This window comes from Aeromonas sp. (genome assembly GCF_051657805.1).
Taxonomy (GTDB): Bacteria; Pseudomonadota; Gammaproteobacteria; order Enterobacterales; family Aeromonadaceae; genus Aeromonas.
On sequence record NZ_JBOFLJ010000055.1, the window covers coordinates 12,516 to 28,587 of the forward strand.

The 16,072-nt window shown below is 57.8% G+C and carries 17 protein-coding genes; 9 read left to right on the top strand and 8 right to left on the bottom strand.

What is annotated here, in order from left to right:
* The first annotated feature begins 28 nt into the window (after positions 1-28).
* Genes ACRCYW_RS16170 through ACRCYW_RS16180 form a run of 3 tightly spaced genes read left to right on the top strand, consistent with a single transcriptional unit; the run spans position 29 to position 3,802 of the window.
* Positions 29-1,789, top strand: a complete 1,761-nt coding sequence (locus tag ACRCYW_RS16170) for a polysaccharide deacetylase family protein (RefSeq protein WP_438551064.1) — start codon at positions 29-31, stop codon at positions 1,787-1,789.
* A 1-nt stretch (position 1,790) separates the two neighbouring features.
* Positions 1,791-3,053: an O-antigen ligase family protein gene (locus ACRCYW_RS16175; protein ID WP_438551065.1), complete on the top strand. Its 1,263-nt coding sequence runs from the start codon at positions 1,791-1,793 to the stop codon at positions 3,051-3,053.
* A complete protein-coding gene (locus ACRCYW_RS16180; RefSeq protein WP_438551066.1) occupies positions 3,050-3,802 on the top strand; it encodes a glycosyltransferase family 25 protein in 753 nt (250 codons plus the stop codon). Before ACRCYW_RS16175 ends, ACRCYW_RS16180 begins: the two co-directional genes overlap by 4 nt.
* 49 nt (positions 3,803-3,851) lie before the next feature.
* Here the strand turns inward: ACRCYW_RS16180 and ACRCYW_RS16185 are convergent, their stop codons facing one another.
* The 5 genes from ACRCYW_RS16185 to ACRCYW_RS16205 all read right to left on the bottom strand — a co-directional run bounded on the left by ACRCYW_RS16185 (position 3,852) and on the right by ACRCYW_RS16205 (position 8,223).
* Entirely contained in the window at positions 3,852-4,901 is a 1,050-nt protein-coding gene (locus ACRCYW_RS16185; protein ID WP_438551067.1) for a glycosyltransferase, read from the bottom strand.
* A gap of 4 nt (positions 4,902-4,905) precedes the next feature.
* Positions 4,906-5,907, bottom strand: coding sequence for a glycosyltransferase family 9 protein (locus tag ACRCYW_RS16190; RefSeq protein ID WP_438551092.1), 1,002 nt, complete (start codon positions 5,905-5,907; stop codon positions 4,906-4,908).
* A gap of 225 nt (positions 5,908-6,132) precedes the next feature.
* Positions 6,133-7,389 (bottom strand): PTS ascorbate transporter subunit IIC, encoded by a 1,257-nt coding sequence (locus tag ACRCYW_RS16195; protein ID WP_438551068.1) that lies wholly within the window; start codon positions 7,387-7,389, stop codon positions 6,133-6,135.
* A gap of 68 nt (positions 7,390-7,457) precedes the next feature.
* A complete protein-coding gene (locus tag ACRCYW_RS16200) occupies positions 7,458-7,745 on the bottom strand; it encodes a PTS sugar transporter subunit IIB (RefSeq protein WP_438551069.1) in 288 nt (95 codons plus the stop codon).
* Positions 7,746-7,779: 34 nt separating this feature from the next.
* A complete protein-coding gene (locus ACRCYW_RS16205; RefSeq protein ID WP_438551070.1) occupies positions 7,780-8,223 on the bottom strand; it encodes a PTS sugar transporter subunit IIA in 444 nt (147 codons plus the stop codon).
* A 254-nt stretch (positions 8,224-8,477) separates the two neighbouring features.
* On the opposite strand from ACRCYW_RS16205, the gene ACRCYW_RS16210 reads away from it, so the two are divergent.
* From ACRCYW_RS16210 to ACRCYW_RS16225, 4 genes are all read left to right on the top strand, one after another.
* Entirely contained in the window at positions 8,478-9,500 is a 1,023-nt protein-coding gene (locus ACRCYW_RS16210) for a LacI family DNA-binding transcriptional regulator (RefSeq protein WP_438551071.1), read from the top strand.
* A gap of 22 nt (positions 9,501-9,522) precedes the next feature.
* A complete protein-coding gene (acuI, locus tag ACRCYW_RS16215) occupies positions 9,523-10,503 on the top strand; it encodes an acrylyl-CoA reductase (NADPH) (protein WP_438551072.1) in 981 nt (326 codons plus the stop codon).
* 72 nt (positions 10,504-10,575) lie between these two features.
* Positions 10,576-10,698 carry a hypothetical protein gene (locus ACRCYW_RS16220; protein ID WP_349920384.1) on the top strand — a complete coding sequence of 41 codons (123 nt, stop codon included), beginning with the start codon at positions 10,576-10,578 and terminating at the stop codon, positions 10,696-10,698.
* A 185-nt stretch (positions 10,699-10,883) separates the two neighbouring features.
* Positions 10,884-11,228: a DUF2799 domain-containing protein gene (locus ACRCYW_RS16225; RefSeq protein ID WP_438551073.1), complete on the top strand. Its 345-nt coding sequence runs from the start codon at positions 10,884-10,886 to the stop codon at positions 11,226-11,228.
* 80 nt (positions 11,229-11,308) lie between these two features.
* On the opposite strand, the gene ACRCYW_RS16230 is transcribed toward ACRCYW_RS16225, so the two are convergent.
* Together ACRCYW_RS16230 and ACRCYW_RS16235 are read right to left on the bottom strand one after the other, a co-directional pair.
* A complete protein-coding gene (locus ACRCYW_RS16230; RefSeq protein ID WP_438551074.1) occupies positions 11,309-11,479 on the bottom strand; it encodes a hypothetical protein in 171 nt (56 codons plus the stop codon).
* 79 nt (positions 11,480-11,558) lie between these two features.
* Positions 11,559-11,984, bottom strand: a complete 426-nt coding sequence (locus tag ACRCYW_RS16235; RefSeq protein WP_438551075.1) for a flagellar basal body-associated protein FliL — start codon at positions 11,982-11,984, stop codon at positions 11,559-11,561.
* Positions 11,985-12,129: 145 nt separating this feature from the next.
* Here ACRCYW_RS16235 and ACRCYW_RS16240 point away from each other — a divergent pair, with 145 nt between their 5' ends.
* The gene (locus tag ACRCYW_RS16240) at positions 12,130-12,681 is read left to right on the top strand and encodes a chorismate--pyruvate lyase family protein (RefSeq protein ID WP_438551076.1); all 552 of its coding nucleotides are present in this window, start codon (positions 12,130-12,132) and stop codon (positions 12,679-12,681) included.
* Positions 12,678-13,541, top strand: coding sequence for a 4-hydroxybenzoate octaprenyltransferase (ubiA, locus tag ACRCYW_RS16245; protein ID WP_438551077.1), 864 nt, complete (start codon positions 12,678-12,680; stop codon positions 13,539-13,541). Before ACRCYW_RS16240 ends, ubiA begins: the two co-directional genes overlap by 4 nt.
* Before the next feature lie 86 nt (positions 13,542-13,627).
* Here ubiA and plsB read toward each other — a convergent pair whose 3' ends face one another.
* Complete coding sequence (plsB, locus tag ACRCYW_RS16250; protein ID WP_438551078.1) at positions 13,628-16,051, bottom strand: glycerol-3-phosphate 1-O-acyltransferase PlsB; 2,424 nt, start codon at positions 16,049-16,051, stop codon at positions 13,628-13,630.
* Between the last annotated feature and the right edge of the window lie 21 nt (positions 16,052-16,072).

A 16,072-nucleotide genomic window follows, 5' to 3' on the forward strand; every position in this document is an offset into this window, starting at 1 on the left:
CTGGCCGCCCGTCGATCGGATACCCTGCATGAATATATTGATGGCACTCTCCCAGCTCGAAGTGACGGGCGCTGAGGTCTATGCCACCACTGTGGGTAATGAGCTGACCCGCCGTGGTCACAACGTCTTCTATGTTTCAGACACCCTGACCAAGCCAACCCAAGGGCCGGTGTTCAAGCTGCGTTTCAACAAGCGCAACATCTTGCGCCGCTTCTGGCACGTGTTCTACCTCGTCTACCTCATCAAGAAGCACCATATCCAGCTGGTGCATGCTCATTCGCGCGCCTCCGGCTGGAGCAGCTACGTGGCCTGCAAGTTGACCTGCACCCCCATGATCACCACAGTGCACGGCCGCCAGCCGGTGCATGCTTCTCGCAAGGCATTTCATGCGCTCGGCTACCGGGCGGTGGCGGTGTGTGAGGACATCGCCCATCAGATCATCGATAATCTGGGGGTGGATCCCGCCAAGGTACAGGTGCTGCGTAACGGCATTGAGACCGACAAGTTCCAGCCTGTGGCGGCGCCGGAGAATCCCAAGCCGGTGATCGCCATCATAGGGCGGTTGAGCGGCCCAAAGGGAGAGCTCTGTTATCGCCTGCTGGATGAGGTACTGGATCTGGAGGCTTGCCAGGTGCTAGTCGTCAGCGGCACTCAGGTGCCGAAACGTTTCACCCGCTTCAAAGAGAAGGTCGAGTTCGTCGGTTATGTGGACGATGTACCGACCTTGCTGGCGGGCTGCGATCTGGTGATAGGGGCAGGTCGGGTGGCGATGGAGGCCCTGCTCTGCAGTCGTCCAGCCTTCGCCATCGGCGAAGCCAAGGCCATCGGGCTGGTGGATGAGCACAATCTGGACGAGGCCCTTGCCAGCAACTTTGGCGACATAGGGCCACAGGATCTGGCGATCGACTTCGCCGCCCTGAAGCCGCAGATCGCCGAGGCGCTGGCGAGCAAGGCGGTGCCGGACGCCGTGCGCCAACGTATTTTGCAAGAGTATGACCTGCAAGGGGTTGTCTCCGGGCTGGAGTCCGTCTACCAGGATGCCGTGGTGGAGACCCTGCGCCGCGAGATGCCGGTCATCATGTATCACCGCTTTATCGAGCACGAGAGCGAGAAGGGGGTGCATGGCACCTGGCTGCCCGTCGCCATGTTCGAGAAGCACCTCAAACTGATGAAATGGTTGGGCTACGAGACACTGACATTCGCGGATCTGGCGGACAAGGGGTTTATCCACCGCCTGCAATATGGCAAGAAGTACCTGATGATCACCGTCGACGACGGCTATCGGGACAACCTGACCCGCATGCTGCCGTTGCTTGAAAAATATGGTTACAAAGCCGTGGTATACATAGTAACGGGTGAAGATCACAATCGTTGGGATGTGGCGCACCCGACGAACCCCGACACCCCGGTGGCCCTGATGAATGGCGACGAGATCCGCCAGCTGGGTGCATCGGAGCACATCGAGATTGGAGGTCATACCTTGACCCATCCACGTTTGAGCAAGCTGACACCCGAGCAACAGGCTCATGAGATCTGCGCCAACAAACAGAGGCTGGAGCAGTTGCTCGGTCATTCGCTGGTATCCTTTGCTTACCCTTACGGGGATCTGAATGACAGTGCGAAAGTTCAGGTGACGGCTGCCGGTTATCGTTATGCTGTGGCCACCAACAGCGGCCCCAGAGCAATGCATCAGGACCTGCTTCAGATCCGCCGGATTGCCATCTTCCCCCGCACTGACGTGTTTGGGCTCTGGCGCAAGATCCGTGGTAATTATGTTTTCAGGAAATAAAATGTCTGCTGTAATTTCAATTCTTCCTACGAAGCGAGCAGAATTTCTGCCTTGGTTGGTTCAACTCGCAGCTTTTTTATTTGGTTCATTGGCAGTTGCTATACCAAGCGGATATTCATACGGTCCCGGGTTACTTGCATTTATTAGTCTATTTGTTTTTTGGCGTCGAGATTATTTGGATTGTCTCACTAGGGAATATAAAATTGTCGCAGCATTGCTATTGTTATACTTTTTAGTTTTTCTGGCTTCAGTGGTTCTGGATGGTAGTAAATTAAGTCAGTTGGACCGACCTAGCCGGGCATTGATGGCTATGCTGACACTACCATTATTAGCTCGGCATAAGATAAAGCTTGAGGTGTTGTTGTTTGGTTTTGGCATTGGAGCGATCATAGCTTCAGGTATTGCTATTTATGATAAGTTTTATTTAGGTTATGAGCGTGCTTTTGCTTTTTATACCATGCCTATTCAAACAGGAAATATCTGCATGTCCCTTGGACTATTCTGTTTTTGTGGCTTTTTATGGTATAGGGCAAAAGGGAGGAGCAGATGGTCATATTTCTACCTATTGAGTACTCTGGCTGGTCTCTCCGGGAGTTTTTTATCCGGTACTCGTGGCGGCTGGATCCTGCTGCCTCTGGTTGTGTTATCTATTCTATTCTTCTATCGACGTGCTATCTCTAAAAGGGAAAGCAAATGGCTGTTGCTTATTTTGCTTGCCGCCTCATGCATCGTTTTTACCCCCCAATCTGGGGTGATGAATAGAGTCTATGAGGCGCAATCAGATATTGTGAAGTACATCGGAGGTTCGGAGCGTAACACCTCATTAGGCATCAGGTTCCAATTGTGGCAGAGTGCGTGGGATTCATTTATTGAGAAACCGATATTTGGCTGGGGACACGATGGTTTGCGAATATCGCAAACACGACAATTGGAAGCGGGCAAGATAACCGATTTTATTTATAACTTTAATTATCATGCTCATAACCAGTACCTAGAGGATATGGCGAAGCGTGGTCTTATCGGTTTGTCCAGCCTCTTGGGAATATTGTTTATTCCTATGATTGTTGTGAGATCGACGATGGCTAGGATGCCCATCACATCACCTATATTTGGTGGGCTAACAGTCCTTATGACAACCTGTTTGACTTCAATTGATTACAATCTCAGCCAAGCTTATTTTGCACATAATTCAGGTATCACCTTCTTTCTTTTTTCTCTAGTTCTAGCCATGTCCGTTTCTTTGGGAGCGAATGATAAATCATGAAAATATATGTCGTTAACATGGCTCGTTCAACTGAGCGAAGACAGAGAGTCAGTGAACTGCTGTCAGGTATGGGGCTGAAGTTTGATTTTTTCTCCGCGATAGATGGTCGAGTTACTGAAATAACAGGCTACGACAATGAGCGTAGAATGAAAGAAAAAGGCCATTCTTTAACTGCAGGTGAAATAGGTTGTTTTGCTAGCCATCGTGCACTTTGGCAAAAATGTGTGTCTTTGCAGGAGAATATACTTATCCTAGAGGATGACATTGATCTATCTGACAATTTTATGAAATTCTTTGAGAGAGCTGATGCATTAACGTCTACATATAAGTACATCAGGTTGGGACGTGGGCCATTAAAAAAGCAACCAATATTTGGCGCTTATTATTGCATTGATAAATGTAATGATCCGGAGTTTTATTCATTGGTGAAATATTTGCGAGGGCCCAGTTGTTGCCATGGGTACGTAATATCACCAACAGCAGCGGAAAAATTCTTACGCTATTCAGAAACATGGTGGTGGCCGGTGGACGATTATATGGATAGTGAACATCTCCACCGTGTCTGCGATTATGGTATTGAACCACCTATAGTGTTGCAGACGGATTTGCCCTCAGAAATTGGATATGCAGATCGTGAAAATAAGGGAAGCCGTAGCCTAATGTCCCGATTGAGGAAAGAAATGTATCGATTCATTAATACTGTTAAAGGTCATCTGTTCAATATTAATTATTTTATAAGAAAGGGTTAGAAATAATAGGTATTTTAGGTGGGCAATTTAGCACACCTAAAATATTAGGTTATAGCTTCATGAATTTGTCTATAGTCTCTTCTTGTGAGAAGGCCTGATAAGTACCAGGGTTGATCTTTGTCAATTCTCTATCAGCACTTTCTAAATAAGTAGCTAACGTCTGTATATTGTTCATCGGGCACAAGTATTTTCGCAATTCTCCAGTGAGGATTTCTGATGGTCCTGATGGACAATCAACGCTGATGATTTGAGTGTGGCATATCAGTGCCTCGATAAGTACTGTAGGTAACCCTTCAGCGTCAGATGTTAGAACAAGTGCGTGGGCAGACTTGATATATGGGTATGGATTTTTTTGGAAGTCAATGATGACGACTTTATTCGTGAGGTTTAGTTCCTCGATCATCATTTCAATTTTTTGGCGCAATACCCCTTTACCCATCAATATGAGCGGTGTATCTATACCACTCAGCTTATAAGCCTGAAGCAAGCGATCATGACGCTTCCTGTGCTCAAATGAACCTATATGAATAAAATATTTCTCAAAAGGAACTTTGATACGTTCATTTGCCATAAACTTTATTTTTGCAATGTCAAATGGATTATAAATGACTTGGCATGACTTTGGTTTTGCTTTGACATTATTTAATATATCATTGGAAATGCCATGCGAAACACATATTATATTTTTACCATCATAAAAACGTTTGAACTTGGCATAACTCTTATCATTTTTTTCTGCAAAACTAGTCACGTTACCATGAATCCAATAATATATATTTAAATTGTTTGGCAAATGTCGTGTTATTTTGTCACATGAGCAAGATATAATTATGTCAGGAGATTCTTTCAAGATTTTTATATAAATAAAAGAAGCTTGTAATCTTTCAACAAAAGTATTTGATATTGCCTTGGTAAGACGGTTGACGATGGCAAGGTTAATCGGTGTTATATTTTCAGGGATGATATGCTCGACTCTATCCCGTAAGGTATAAAGACTAACTTTAGCTCCAGCTTCTTGAAGTAAAGATGCTGTATTCAATAGAACTTTTTCTGCACCTCCACCATAAAGATCTTCAACAATAAATAATATTTTTTTCATTTTTTTAAATCCAAAAGTCTGAAATAAGTTGGCTTAATTTAATATTTACTGCGGATATTTCAGATGATCTTTCGCTGAAATCGCATTCTATAGCTTGGAATCGGGAGTGGCTATTTGGGTTCGCGATATCTTTATGACCCAGTGGAGCGATAATTGTTAAAAGGGGGAGATTGAGTGCCTGCGCAATATGGCGGGGTCCAGTGTCGTTGCCGACGAACAGCTGGCAGTGGGCGAAGAGGCCGACTAGCTCCCGCACCGAGCGGGTCTGGATATGGTCAAACAAGCTGGCCTGCAGCGTTTCTGGCAGTAGTGGCTTGAGGCCACGGTTGTACTCCTCCTCCCCCGGCCCGCAGTAGATCAAGATCTGGGCGTCGTGCTCCTCGATGAGCCAGCGTGCCACCTCGGCGAAGCAGTCTATGGGCCAGCGCTTGTAGTGACCGAGGGAATTGACCCCCATGGCGACGAGCGGCCTATCCAGATCAACTCCGGCCGCCTGCAGGCTCTCGTGCCCCTGCCGCTTCTCCACCTCACTCAGCCAGAGGTAGTAGTTGCGATCCTCTTTGGCGAGTCCCAGGGGCTTTAGCAGGGAGAATCTGTCGTCGACCAGGGTGCTGTTGCCCCGATGCTCCGTGTCCTTGCGAAACCGCACGATGCGGTTATGGCCGAGTCGCCAGGGGAAGGAGTCGAAGCCGATGCGCAGTCCGGCCCCTGACAGCAGGCAGGTCAGCAGGCCTATCATCTGACCCTGGCTGTTGATCACCACGTCATAGCGCTCGCGGCGGATCCCCATCAGCAACGCTTTCATGTAGCGCCACTCGTTGCGGCGTGCCTTCTCGATGATGATCAGCCTGTCGATGTTGGGATTGCCCTCCGCCATGCCCGCGCAGTAGTCCATCACCAGATAGTGCACTTCCCCGGCGGGATCATGCTGCTTGAGGTTGTTGCACAGTGCCGTGGAGATCAGCACGTCCCCTATCTGTTTGGTTTGTACTACCAGGTATTTCATGGAGAAGGCCTCAACGGAGGTCATGGTGGTTCGTGGGCCCAACAGCATATCGCACTCAATGGTCAGATGCTGCCGCGTCGGCGTGAAAATCCGATCCCCGACACTCTGATGGCCCGATTTTCCTATCGCCGCTGGATTATTCGCCACTCAAGGTGGGGGCGAGCCCTGCAATACAAAAGGCACGACCCCGGGGCCGTGCCTTTTGTTGACAGCTTATCGGTGCGATCAGCGCACGATCAGGCCGAGCAGTATGCCCACCACGCCAAAGTCGGCATCGCTGAAGGTGGTGTTGGCAAAGCCGAGATCCCCCAACACCGGCAGCAGGAACACCGGCAGGAAGGTGATCAGCAGGCCGTTGGCGAAGGCACCCAGCAGGGCACCACGGCGACCCCCGGTAGCGTTGCCGAACACCCCGGCGGCGGCGCCGACGAAGAAGTGCGGTACCACCCCCGGGATGATGACGGTGAGCCCAAGCAGATAGAGCAGCACCATGCCCACCAGGCCGGCGGTGAAGCTGGACAGGAAGCCGATCAGCACGGCGTTGGGGGCATAGGGGAAGACGATGGGGCAGTCCAGCGCCGGCTTGGCGTTGGGCACCAGCTTGTCGGAGATCCCCTTGAAGGCCGGCACGATTTCGGCGATGACCATGCGCACACCCTGCAGGATGACGTAGACACCGGCGGCGAAGGTGATGGACTGCATCAGGGAGAACATGAACCAGTGCTTGCCCTTGGCGACGCTGGAAACGAACTCGGGGCCGGCGAAGGCGGAGGTGATGAGGAAGATGATGCCCATGGTGAAGGAGATGGCCACCGGGGTATCGCGCAGGAACAGCAGGCTCTTGGGCACCTGCACCTCTTCACTGCTGTGGGCCTTGTTGCCGAACTTGGCGCCGATCCAGCCCGCCAGCACATAGGAGCAGGTGGAGAAGTGGCCGAGTGCCACGTCGTCCGAGCCGGTGATCTGCTTCATGTAGGGGTGGGCGATGGCTGGGAACAGCACCATGGTTACACCGACCACCAGGCTGCCCACCGCGATCAGCGGGATACCGCTCATGCCGCCGGCGGAGAGGATGGCCGCCACCATCATGGACATGAACAGGGTGTGGTGACCGGTCAGGAAGATGAATTTCCAGGGGGTGAGGCGGGCGATCAAGATGTTCACCAGCATGGCGAAGAACATGATCATCGCCATCTCCTTGCCGAACGACTGCTGGGCAATGGAGACGATGGCCTCGTTGTTGGGGACGACCCCCTTGATGCCGAAGGCGTGCTGGAAGATGGTGGCGAAGTCGCCGAGGGAGTTCACCACCAGGGTGGCACCGGCCCCCAGGATGACGAAGCCCATGATGGTCTTGACCGTACCCTTGATGCACTCGGTCACGGGTTTCTTCTGGGCAATCAAGCCGATAAGGGCGATCAGACCGACCAGCACGGCCGGCTCCGACAGCACGTCAAACATCAGAAAATTGAAAAATTCCATGGTCAGCTCCAATCAATGGAAGATGCGGCCCTCGGGCCGCAGTGTTGAACTCGCCGCGAGTCGCGAACTCAGAGTGCGCCCAGCTCGCGCAGGGCAGCGGAGAGCCGCTCCTTCATGGCGGCCTTGTCGACCATGTTGTCCAGGGAGACCAGCTTGCCGTTGACCCCCATGCTGGTGAGCTGCTCGGCGATGTCGCGGGTGGCGACGAAGATCTCGGCGGTTTCGCTGCCGGCGGAGGCGAGATCCCGGTGATCCACCTCGGCGGTCACATTCAGCTCCTTCAGGATGCTCTTGATGCTCATCTCCATCATCAGGCTGGTGCCCAGACCGTGTCCGCATACAACCAGAATTTTCATTGTCTCTTCCTCTTTCAGGGCGCCGGGGCGCAGATCAGTAGCGCGCCAGGATGCGCAAGATGTCGTCTTTGGTGTCGGCCGCTACGATGGCCGCCACGTCTTCTTCGTTCATGAACAGCTCGGCCAGCTGGGCGATGGTCTCCACGTGGGAGTTGCTGTCGCTGGCGGCCAGGGTTACCAGCAGCCGGACCGGGTCATTGCCCTCAGAGTCGAAGTTGACCCCCTCTTTCAGCACCGTCAGCCCCAGCCCCAACCGGTTGACCCCGTCTTCCGGGCGGGCGTGGGGCATGGCGAGACCCGGGCCCAGCACATAGTAGGGACCGAGCTCCTCGTGGGAGCGGTACAGCGCCGCCACATAGGAAGGCTCGATGGTGCCGTTGGCCAGCAGGGGGGCGGTGGCGAGCTCGATGGCATGGCGCCAGTCGCGGGCTCCCGCCTCGATGGAGATGACCTCTTCGGTCAACAGTTGAGTCAGCATGGTCGTGATCCGGCTGGATAAGATGGGGCCAATCTAGCGATCTTGCCTCGGCATAACTGTGAACTTGATCGCGAAAGTTAGCGCTACCAGATAGCGCTAACAGCGATCTGTGATAGCGCTATCATTTTCGCACTTAAAGGGATTCGTATTGACCCCTCATAGGGCGGTACAGGGTAGAATCCGGCTTGAGCAAATAGTCAGTGCCACGCTTTTGCCTTAAAGTGGGCAAGCCCGCATGCCGAGGAAGGGAATAGATGTCAGAAGTCAAGAAACGCCGTAGCACGGGTCGGGTGACCCTCAACGAAGTCGCCAGGCTGGCCGGGGTGGGGGCCATGACGGTCTCTCGCGCCCTGCGTACCCCGGAGCTGGTGTCGGACAAGATGCGCGAGCGCATCGAGGCTGCGGTGGACGAGCTCGGCTATATCCCCAACCGGGCGGCCGGGGCGCTCGCCTCCGCCACCTCCCAGACCATAGTGGTCATAGTCCCGAGCCTGGCGGAGCGCGGCTGTGGCGACATGATCGCCGGTCTGCAGCAGACCCTGCTGGCCGAGGGTTACCAGATCATGCTGGGGGATGCCCAGCACCTGAAACAGCAGGAGGAGAGCCTGCTCGGCAACTTCCTGCAGCACAATCCGGCCGCCGTGGTGCTGTTTGGCGGCGATCCTGGCGAGACGGTCCGCACCCGCCTGAGGGCGGCCCGCCTGCCGGTGGTGGAGGTGGGTGCCATGGCGCGCCAACCCATCGACATGAACGTCGGGGTCTCCAACTTCGATGCGGGTTATCAGCTGACGCGGCACCTCATCGAGCGCGGCTATCGCAATATCGGTTTTCTGTGTGCCCGCCAGGAGCAGTGGATGCTGCAGCAGCGCATGCAGGGCTGGCAGAAGGCGCTACTGGACAACTACCTCTCCCCGGATGCCATCATCAACACCTCTGAGTTGCCCAGTTTCAGCACGGGGGCCGCCATGCTGGGGGAGTTTCTGCTGCGCTGGCCCGAGCTGGATGCGCTGATCTGCGTCAACGACGAGCTGGCCGCCGGCGTGCTATTTGAGTGCCAGCGCCGCCATCTGAGCGTGCCGGGCAAGCTCGCCATCGCCGGCTTCGACGATCTGGACGTGGCGCGGGCCTGCTACCCGGCCCTCACTTCGGTCCGCATCCCCTATCACCAGATGGGGCAAGAGGCCGCTGAGCTCATCCTGCGCCAGCTCGCGGGGGACGCCGTGGCAAGCACGACCCTGACCCTGGATTTTCAACTGCAAAAGCGTCAGAGCACCTGACGACACAACCCGAGAGGCAAGCATGTTCAAGGCCCTGTTACTGGAAAACCAAGATGGCAAGACGATCCCCACCCTGACCCGGTTGGCAGAGAACCAGCTGCCGGAAGGGGAGGTGCGGGTGGCGGTGAGCTTCAGCTCCATCAACTACAAGGATGGGCTGGCCATCACCGGCAAGGGCAAGATAGTGCGCCAGTGGCCGCTGGTGCCCGGCATCGACTTCGCCGGCACCGTGCTGGAATCCGCCGACCCGCGCTATCAGGCGGGTGACAAGGTGGTACTGACCGGTTGGGGTGTGGGTGAGGGGCACTGGGGCGGCATGGCTGAGCAGGCTCGCGTCAAGGCAGACTGGCTGGTGCCGCTGCCGGCCGGGCTGGATGAGCGCCAGGCCATGTGCATCGGCACCGCCGGCCTCACCGCCATGCTCTGCGTGCTGGCGCTGGAGGAGGCGGGCATCACCCCAGGCAGTGGCGAGGTACTGGTGACCGGCGCCGCCGGTGGGGTGGGCACCACAGCCGTCGCCCTGCTGGCCGCGCTGGGTTATCGCGTCGCGGCCCTGACCGGTCGCCCGGAGGAGCAGGGCGAGATGCTGACCGCCTTGGGGGCGAGCCGCATAGTGCCGCGCAGCGAGCTGCTGGAGCCCGCCAAGCCGCTGGAGAAGCAACTCTGGGCCGGTGCCATCGACACCGTCGGCAGCCAGGTGCTGGCCAAGCTGCTGGCCCAGATGAACTACGGCGGTGCCGTGGCCGCCTGCGGTCTGGCGGGTGGTTTCGACCTGCCGACCAGCGTCATGCCCTTCATCCTGCGCAACGTGCGCCTGCAGGGGGTGGATTCGGTGATGTGCCCGCTGGCTCGTCGTCAGCAGGCCTGGGCGCGGCTGGCTCGAGATCTGCCTGCCCGCTTCTTCGAGCAGGCGGTGACCGAGATAGGGCTGGAGCAGGTCGTGACTGCCGCCGAGGCCATTACCCAGGGCCGGGTGGTGGGCCGTACCCTGGTCAAACTCTGAGCGAGGCCACTGGCGAGCCCCGCGATTCTGGATAGACTTTGAAAGCCGGTGCACTATCCAAGGAGAATGAGCATGGGTGAACCAAGGTCGGATTACGAGCTCGACGATGACTGGGAGCCGGAATCCTGGGAGGACGAACTGGAGGAGCTGGACGACGAGGGGTGGCAGGATTTTGAATCCCTCGACGATCAATGAATCCCGGTTGAGTGCGTGGGCGAGCCCTGGGGCTCGCCCAATTTTTTGTCTGTTCGGCAGGATGCGACTTGGTGGCCGTGGTGGCTCTGGTTAGAATGAACTGCTCAAATGGCGCTCAGATTGGATGAGCCGACGGCATTTCGTCACGCCAGAGAGCCGTTTCCCCACTCACACGACGCTCAAGGATGATTATGCGCTCACTCCTCATCATGCTGTGTGCCGCCCTGCTCGGGGGCTGCGTGTCCAACTCGGACGACCCCTGCGAGAAGGTCTGGACCGACGTCGGAGAAGCCGACGGCAAGCTCGGCTTTACCGCCGATCGGGTCGAGTTCCATCAGACCCAGTGCGGGGACAAGGTGGATGTGGCCATGTGGCAGCAGGGTCGCCAGAAGGGGTTGGCCTGGTACTGCCGCCCGGAGCATCTCTACCTGGCCGGTCGCTCGGGGGAGGAGTATCGTGGCGTCTGCCCGAACGACGTCCAGGCGCGTCGCCTGTTTGCGCAGGGTCGTCAGGGCTGGACCGATCAATGAGCCCTGTCCAGGTTATCCCCGGCGATGGCTGGACTGATGGCCTGGCGTGACACCGGGATCAGGGTCAGGGATGAAGGGGGCTAGTCCTCCTTCTCCTTGAGGCGCAGCGGCTGACACAGATACAGTTTGTCATTGGCGCTGCGGGCGCACTTGCCGCACACGAACTTGGGCTTGCGCACTATCTTGCGCAAGGCCTTGAGCTCGAACGGGATCTCGTTGCGGCGCCATTCACACAGCGTCTTGTGGCCCATGGCGCTTCACTCCTCGACAACATAGGGAACGGATGGGGAGCTTGTCTGCACTCTCTTTATCAAGCGCTTCACCCAGGGGTCACTGATACAGGTACTTGGTGAAGATGAGCTCGCGCACCGCCTTCTTGCCGGTCTCTTTCACCAGCAGCTCGTTGACCTGATCCTCGCACTCCTTGCGCAGCTCCTCCCGGCTCGCCAGGGACTTGATCTGGGCGCCGGTCTTGCTGCCAATCAGGCGGATGATGGCGTCGCGGATGAGGGGGTCATGCTGTTCCAGCAGCTTGAGGTCCGCCTCGTTCTCGGCCATCAGTTCCACGGTCACCCGCACATAACCCAGGGTTTTACCCTCCCCCAGGTAGTTGGTGATGATGTCCGGATCCAGCGCATGATAGGCAAAGCCGGGTTTGACGGCCGCAGAGGCGGGCTCGCCAGCCTCCTCTGAGGCAGAGGCTGTCAGGGCGGTAACGCTCAGCATTAACATCAACAGGACCTGGATCATCTTCATCTGAATGGCTCGGCAACGACGGATGCCCCATTTTTGATGCTGCCATCGGGGCCGTCAAGCACGGATGTTCTTACAATTCGCCATTGATTTACGGATAATAAACCGGATTTTAACCTGATAACGGAAACCTCCGGATGGTGAAGCTGTGAAGTCCGAGCCGACTGTTCCCCTCATCCAGCTCGATCCCTGGCGGGCCCCAGAGCACTGTGAGCCCCCCGAGACGCTGCGTCCCTGGCTGTTGGAGGCCGACTCCATGACCCGGCGACTGCGTCGCCATTATCGCCAGCTGTCGGTGCAACTGCTGGGCAATCGCAGTGTGCCGCTCGCGGCCGATGAGCAGGCACTGGTGGCTGCCGACTGCCCCCAGGGCCTGTGCCGCGAGGTGATACTGCACGGCGATGGCGGCCCCGCCATCCTGGGCTGGACCCTGTTCGCCGAGGCGGCGCTACAGGGAAGCGGTCTGCATGATCTGGGTGAACAGCCATTGGGGGAACGCATATTCGGTGCCGAGCCGACAAGGCGAGACAGCCTGCTGCTGGCGCGCTTCGAGATAGCGGCCAATGCTTTCTGCCCGGCCGCCACCGTCTGGGGGCGTCGTTCCCGTCTCTATCTGGGGCCGTGGCCCTTGCTGGTCCACGAACTCTTCCTGCCCTCGTTGTTGTCCCATTCGCCGCCATTGCCTAAGGAGCCGGAGTGAAGCTGTTAACCAAGGAGCGGGGACTGGCCTATGCACAGTTGGCCCGCATCGACAAACCCATCGGTACCCTGCTGCTGCTCTGGCCCACCCTGTGGGCGCTCTGGCTGGCGGCTGGCGGCGTGCCCAGTCTCTGGATCCTGCTGGTGTTCGTGGTGGGGGTCTTCCTGATGCGCTCCGCCGGTTGCGTCATAAATGACTATGCGGATCGCAACTTCGACGGCCATGTGAAGCGCACCGCCGGCCGGCCCCTGCCCATGGGCAAGGTGGCCCCGCGGGAGGTGCTGGCCCTGTTCGCCGTGCTGGCGCTGATCTCGTTCGGCCTGGTGCTGACCCTGAACCCGCTCACCATAGGGCTATCGTTCGCCGGTCTGCTGCTGGCGGTCTGCTACCCCTTCATGAAGCGCTTCATCCCCATACCCCAGCTGGTGCTGGGGATGGCCTTCTCCTGGTCCATTCCCATGGCCTATGCGGCCGAAGCCAACGCCCTGCCCCCCGTGGCCTGGCTGCTGTTTCTCGCGAACCTGCTGTGGACCATCGCCTACGACACCCAGTACGCCATGGTGGACAGGGACGACGACCTCAAGCTGGGGCTGAAATCGAGCGCCATCCTGTTCGGTCGCCACGACAAGCGGATCATCGGCGTGCTGCAACTGGCGACCCTGCTGATCCTGTTGCTGGTGGGCCAGCTGATGGCGCTTGGCTCGAGTTACTACTGGGGCTTGCTGGGGGCGGCGGCACTCTTCGTCTATCAGCAGCGGCTCATCCGGGAGCGTCAGCGCGAGGCCTGCTTCCAGGCGTTCCTGAACAACAACTACGTGGGGGCCCTGGTGCTGATCGGGGTGGTGCTCCATTACCTCTAGGCAGACCCATGCTCCAGGGGCAGAACCCATGAAAAAGGCCGCATCAGATGCGGCCTTTTTATTTTCCATGATGCCTTATCAGGGCATCAGATCCGGTTGCCCGCTTCTATGGTGCGGCGGATCCGGGTGCTGAGCAGCGGCACTATGTTGTCGGCCAGGGCCTGGAAGCGGCCGAGATCCGGCTTGCTGCCGGTGTCCAGATAGCCTTCCCGGCGCAGGGAGTGGATCAGGGTGCTGAACAGCTTCTGGTCGAAGAACTCGGGGGCGTTGATGCCGTGAAGGGTGCCGAGGCGCTCCGCCATCATCAGGCCATCCGCCTCCAGCTGCTCCGCCTCGATGCGTGGCTGGGCCAGCAAGCGGGTCAGCACGATGGCGTAGCGTTGCAGCGTCTCCTGAATGCTCTCCGCCAGCAGCAGCAGCCGCATCTGGTTGATCGGGTTGACCCAGTAGCCGCCGTCGCGGGCTTCGATCAGCTGCTGACGCTGCAGCTCGGCCAGCAGGGCATCCACCAGTGCCGGCAGCTCCTCCTCTTCATAGCGCAGGAACAGCTCCGTCTTGAGCAGGGGGTAGATGTCGACGCAGCGGGCGACGATCTCCGAGCGACCTATCCCCTCGCAGCGTTCGATCAGCGCCGCCACCAGGGACGGCAGGGCGAACAGGTGCAGTATGTTGTTGCGATAGTAGGTCAGCAGGATCGCCTGATAGCGGTCCAGGCTGATGATCTGGCCGAGCTTGTCCTCGCTCACCTCGAACTTGTTGAGCTCCATCGCCTGATCCAGCAGGGTCCTGGCATCCTCGTCCGGCAGGGTGCTCTGGGGGCTGTAGGGCACCTGCTTGAGCAGATCCAGATAGGTGTTGAGCTGGGCCTGCAGTTCGTCCCGGGTCAGGGCGTGGCGCTCGGCGGCCAGCAGGGCCAGGGCGCTCAGGGTCAGGCCGTTGACGGCGGCGGCGTCGTTGATGCGGGTCATCAGGAGCTCGGCCAGCTGGTTGACGGTGGGAGCCATCCACTCAGGGCGCTCCTCCTTGCCTATGCTCTCCTTCCAGTTCGGCACATGCTCGCCGAGGTAGCCGTTGAGGGTCAGAGGTTCGCCGAAGTTGACGAAGCCGCGGCCGTAGTTGCGCAGCTTGCGCAATATGCCGAGCACCTGCAGGAAGCTCTCCTTCTCCTTGCGGCTGCCCTTGAGCTCGTTGTGATAGGTGTTCACCTCCATCACGTGCTCGTAGCCGAGATAGACGGGGACCAGGGTCACCGGCCTGTCCAGCCCGCGCATCATGGCCTGCAGAGTCATGGCCAGCATGCCGGTCTTGGGGGGCAGCAGGCGGCCGGTGCGCGAACGGCCACCCTCGGTGAAGAACTCCACCGAGTAGCCCTTGGCGAACAGCAGGTTCAGGTATTCACGGAATACCGTGCTGTAGAGCGGGTTGCCCTTGAAGGTGCGGCGGATGAAGAAGGCGCCGCCGTGGCGGAAGATGGGGCCCGCCGGCCAGAAGTTCAGGTTGATGCCCGCCGCGATGTGGGGTGGCACCATGCCCTGGTGATAGATGACGTAGGAGAGCAGCAGGTAGTCCATGTGGCTGCGATGGCAGGGCACGTAGACGATCTCGTGACCCTCCTGGGCCAGTTGGCGTACCCGCTCGGCGCCGTTGACCGAGAGGCCGCGATAGAGCTTGTTCCAGAGCCAGCCGAGGAAGCTCTCGCCGAGGCGGATCAGCCGGTAGGAGAAGTCGGAGGCGATCTCGTCCATGTAGGCGTGGGCGCGCTTCTGCGCCTTCTCCAGGCTGATGCCCTCGCGCTCGGCCTCTTCCTCTATGGCCTGCTGGATCACGCCGGAGTCCAGCAACTGCTTGAACAGCAGGTTGCGGTTCGGCAGCTTGGGGCCGGTGGCGGCGAGCTGCTGGCGGCTGAAATGGGTGCGCGCCACCCGCGCCAGCTTGTGGGCTATGGCCTCGTCGGTGCCGTGCTTGTCCGCCATGTAGCGTAGGGAGAGGGGCGGGGAGAAGCGCACCAGGTTCTCGCGACCCTTGAGGATCACGATCAGCGCCTTCTTGAGGCGGTTCGGCGCCAGGCTGCTGATGATGTTCCAGCCGGAGGCTTCTTCCCCCTCCCGGCCCGGGCCGCGGCCCCAGAACAGGGTGACGGGGACGACCTGAATATCCAGCGCCGGATCCTGCTTGTGCAGGTCCAGCAGCTGATGAAACTCTTGCAGGAAGGGCAGCGGCTTGGTGCGTTTGCCAAACAGGGGAGGCGGGCGATCCAGACAGACATAGCGCGGCAGCAGCTGACCACCCAGTTCCAGCGGGGTGAAGGGACCGGGCAGGCCGAGATCCTCGCAGCACTGCTGCAGGGTCATCAGGTCGGTGATCGAGCTGGTTTTCAGGGCATAGACAATGGGTCTGGCCGGGTCCAGGTCCAGTTCCGTAATGGGGTTTTCCGGCAGGCTCTTGTGATTGACCAAGCCGCTGACCGGCCATTGCAGAATGGCTCTGGAAATCTTCTGTCCGATGGACATGGGTGTCTGCTCTCCAAAAAA

What these genes read in the sequence shown, in the direction of transcription:
- plsB (WP_438551078.1), bottom strand. Translation starts at nt 16,051, where the DNA reads ATGTCCATCGGACAGAAGATTTCCAGAGCCATTCTGCAATGGCCGGTC.
- ACRCYW_RS16180 (WP_438551066.1), top strand. Translation starts at nt 3,050, where the DNA reads ATGAAAATATATGTCGTTAACATGGCTCGTTCAACTGAGCGAAGACAG.
- ACRCYW_RS16200 (WP_438551069.1), bottom strand. Translation starts at nt 7,745, where the DNA reads ATGAAAATTCTGGTTGTATGCGGACACGGTCTGGGCACCAGCCTGATG.
- ACRCYW_RS16205 (WP_438551070.1), bottom strand. Translation starts at nt 8,223, where the DNA reads ATGCTGACTCAACTGTTGACCGAAGAGGTCATCTCCATCGAGGCGGGA.
- ACRCYW_RS16185 (WP_438551067.1), bottom strand. Translation starts at nt 4,901, where the DNA reads ATGAAAAAAATATTATTTATTGTTGAAGATCTTTATGGTGGAGGTGCA.
- ACRCYW_RS16235 (WP_438551075.1), bottom strand. Translation starts at nt 11,984, where the DNA reads ATGAAGATGATCCAGGTCCTGTTGATGTTAATGCTGAGCGTTACCGCC.
- ACRCYW_RS16175 (WP_438551065.1), top strand. Translation starts at nt 1,791, where the DNA reads ATGTCTGCTGTAATTTCAATTCTTCCTACGAAGCGAGCAGAATTTCTG.
- ACRCYW_RS16210 (WP_438551071.1), top strand. Translation starts at nt 8,478, where the DNA reads ATGTCAGAAGTCAAGAAACGCCGTAGCACGGGTCGGGTGACCCTCAAC.
- acuI (WP_438551072.1), top strand. Translation starts at nt 9,523, where the DNA reads ATGTTCAAGGCCCTGTTACTGGAAAACCAAGATGGCAAGACGATCCCC.
- ACRCYW_RS16230 (WP_438551074.1), bottom strand. Translation starts at nt 11,479, where the DNA reads ATGGGCCACAAGACGCTGTGTGAATGGCGCCGCAACGAGATCCCGTTC.
- ACRCYW_RS16190 (WP_438551092.1), bottom strand. Translation starts at nt 5,907, where the DNA reads ATGAAATACCTGGTAGTACAAACCAAACAGATAGGGGACGTGCTGATC.
- ACRCYW_RS16195 (WP_438551068.1), bottom strand. Translation starts at nt 7,389, where the DNA reads ATGGAATTTTTCAATTTTCTGATGTTTGACGTGCTGTCGGAGCCGGCC.
- ACRCYW_RS16220 (WP_349920384.1), top strand. Translation starts at nt 10,576, where the DNA reads ATGGGTGAACCAAGGTCGGATTACGAGCTCGACGATGACTGGGAGCCG.
- ACRCYW_RS16170 (WP_438551064.1), top strand. Translation starts at nt 29, where the DNA reads ATGAATATATTGATGGCACTCTCCCAGCTCGAAGTGACGGGCGCTGAG.
- ACRCYW_RS16225 (WP_438551073.1), top strand. Translation starts at nt 10,884, where the DNA reads ATGATTATGCGCTCACTCCTCATCATGCTGTGTGCCGCCCTGCTCGGG.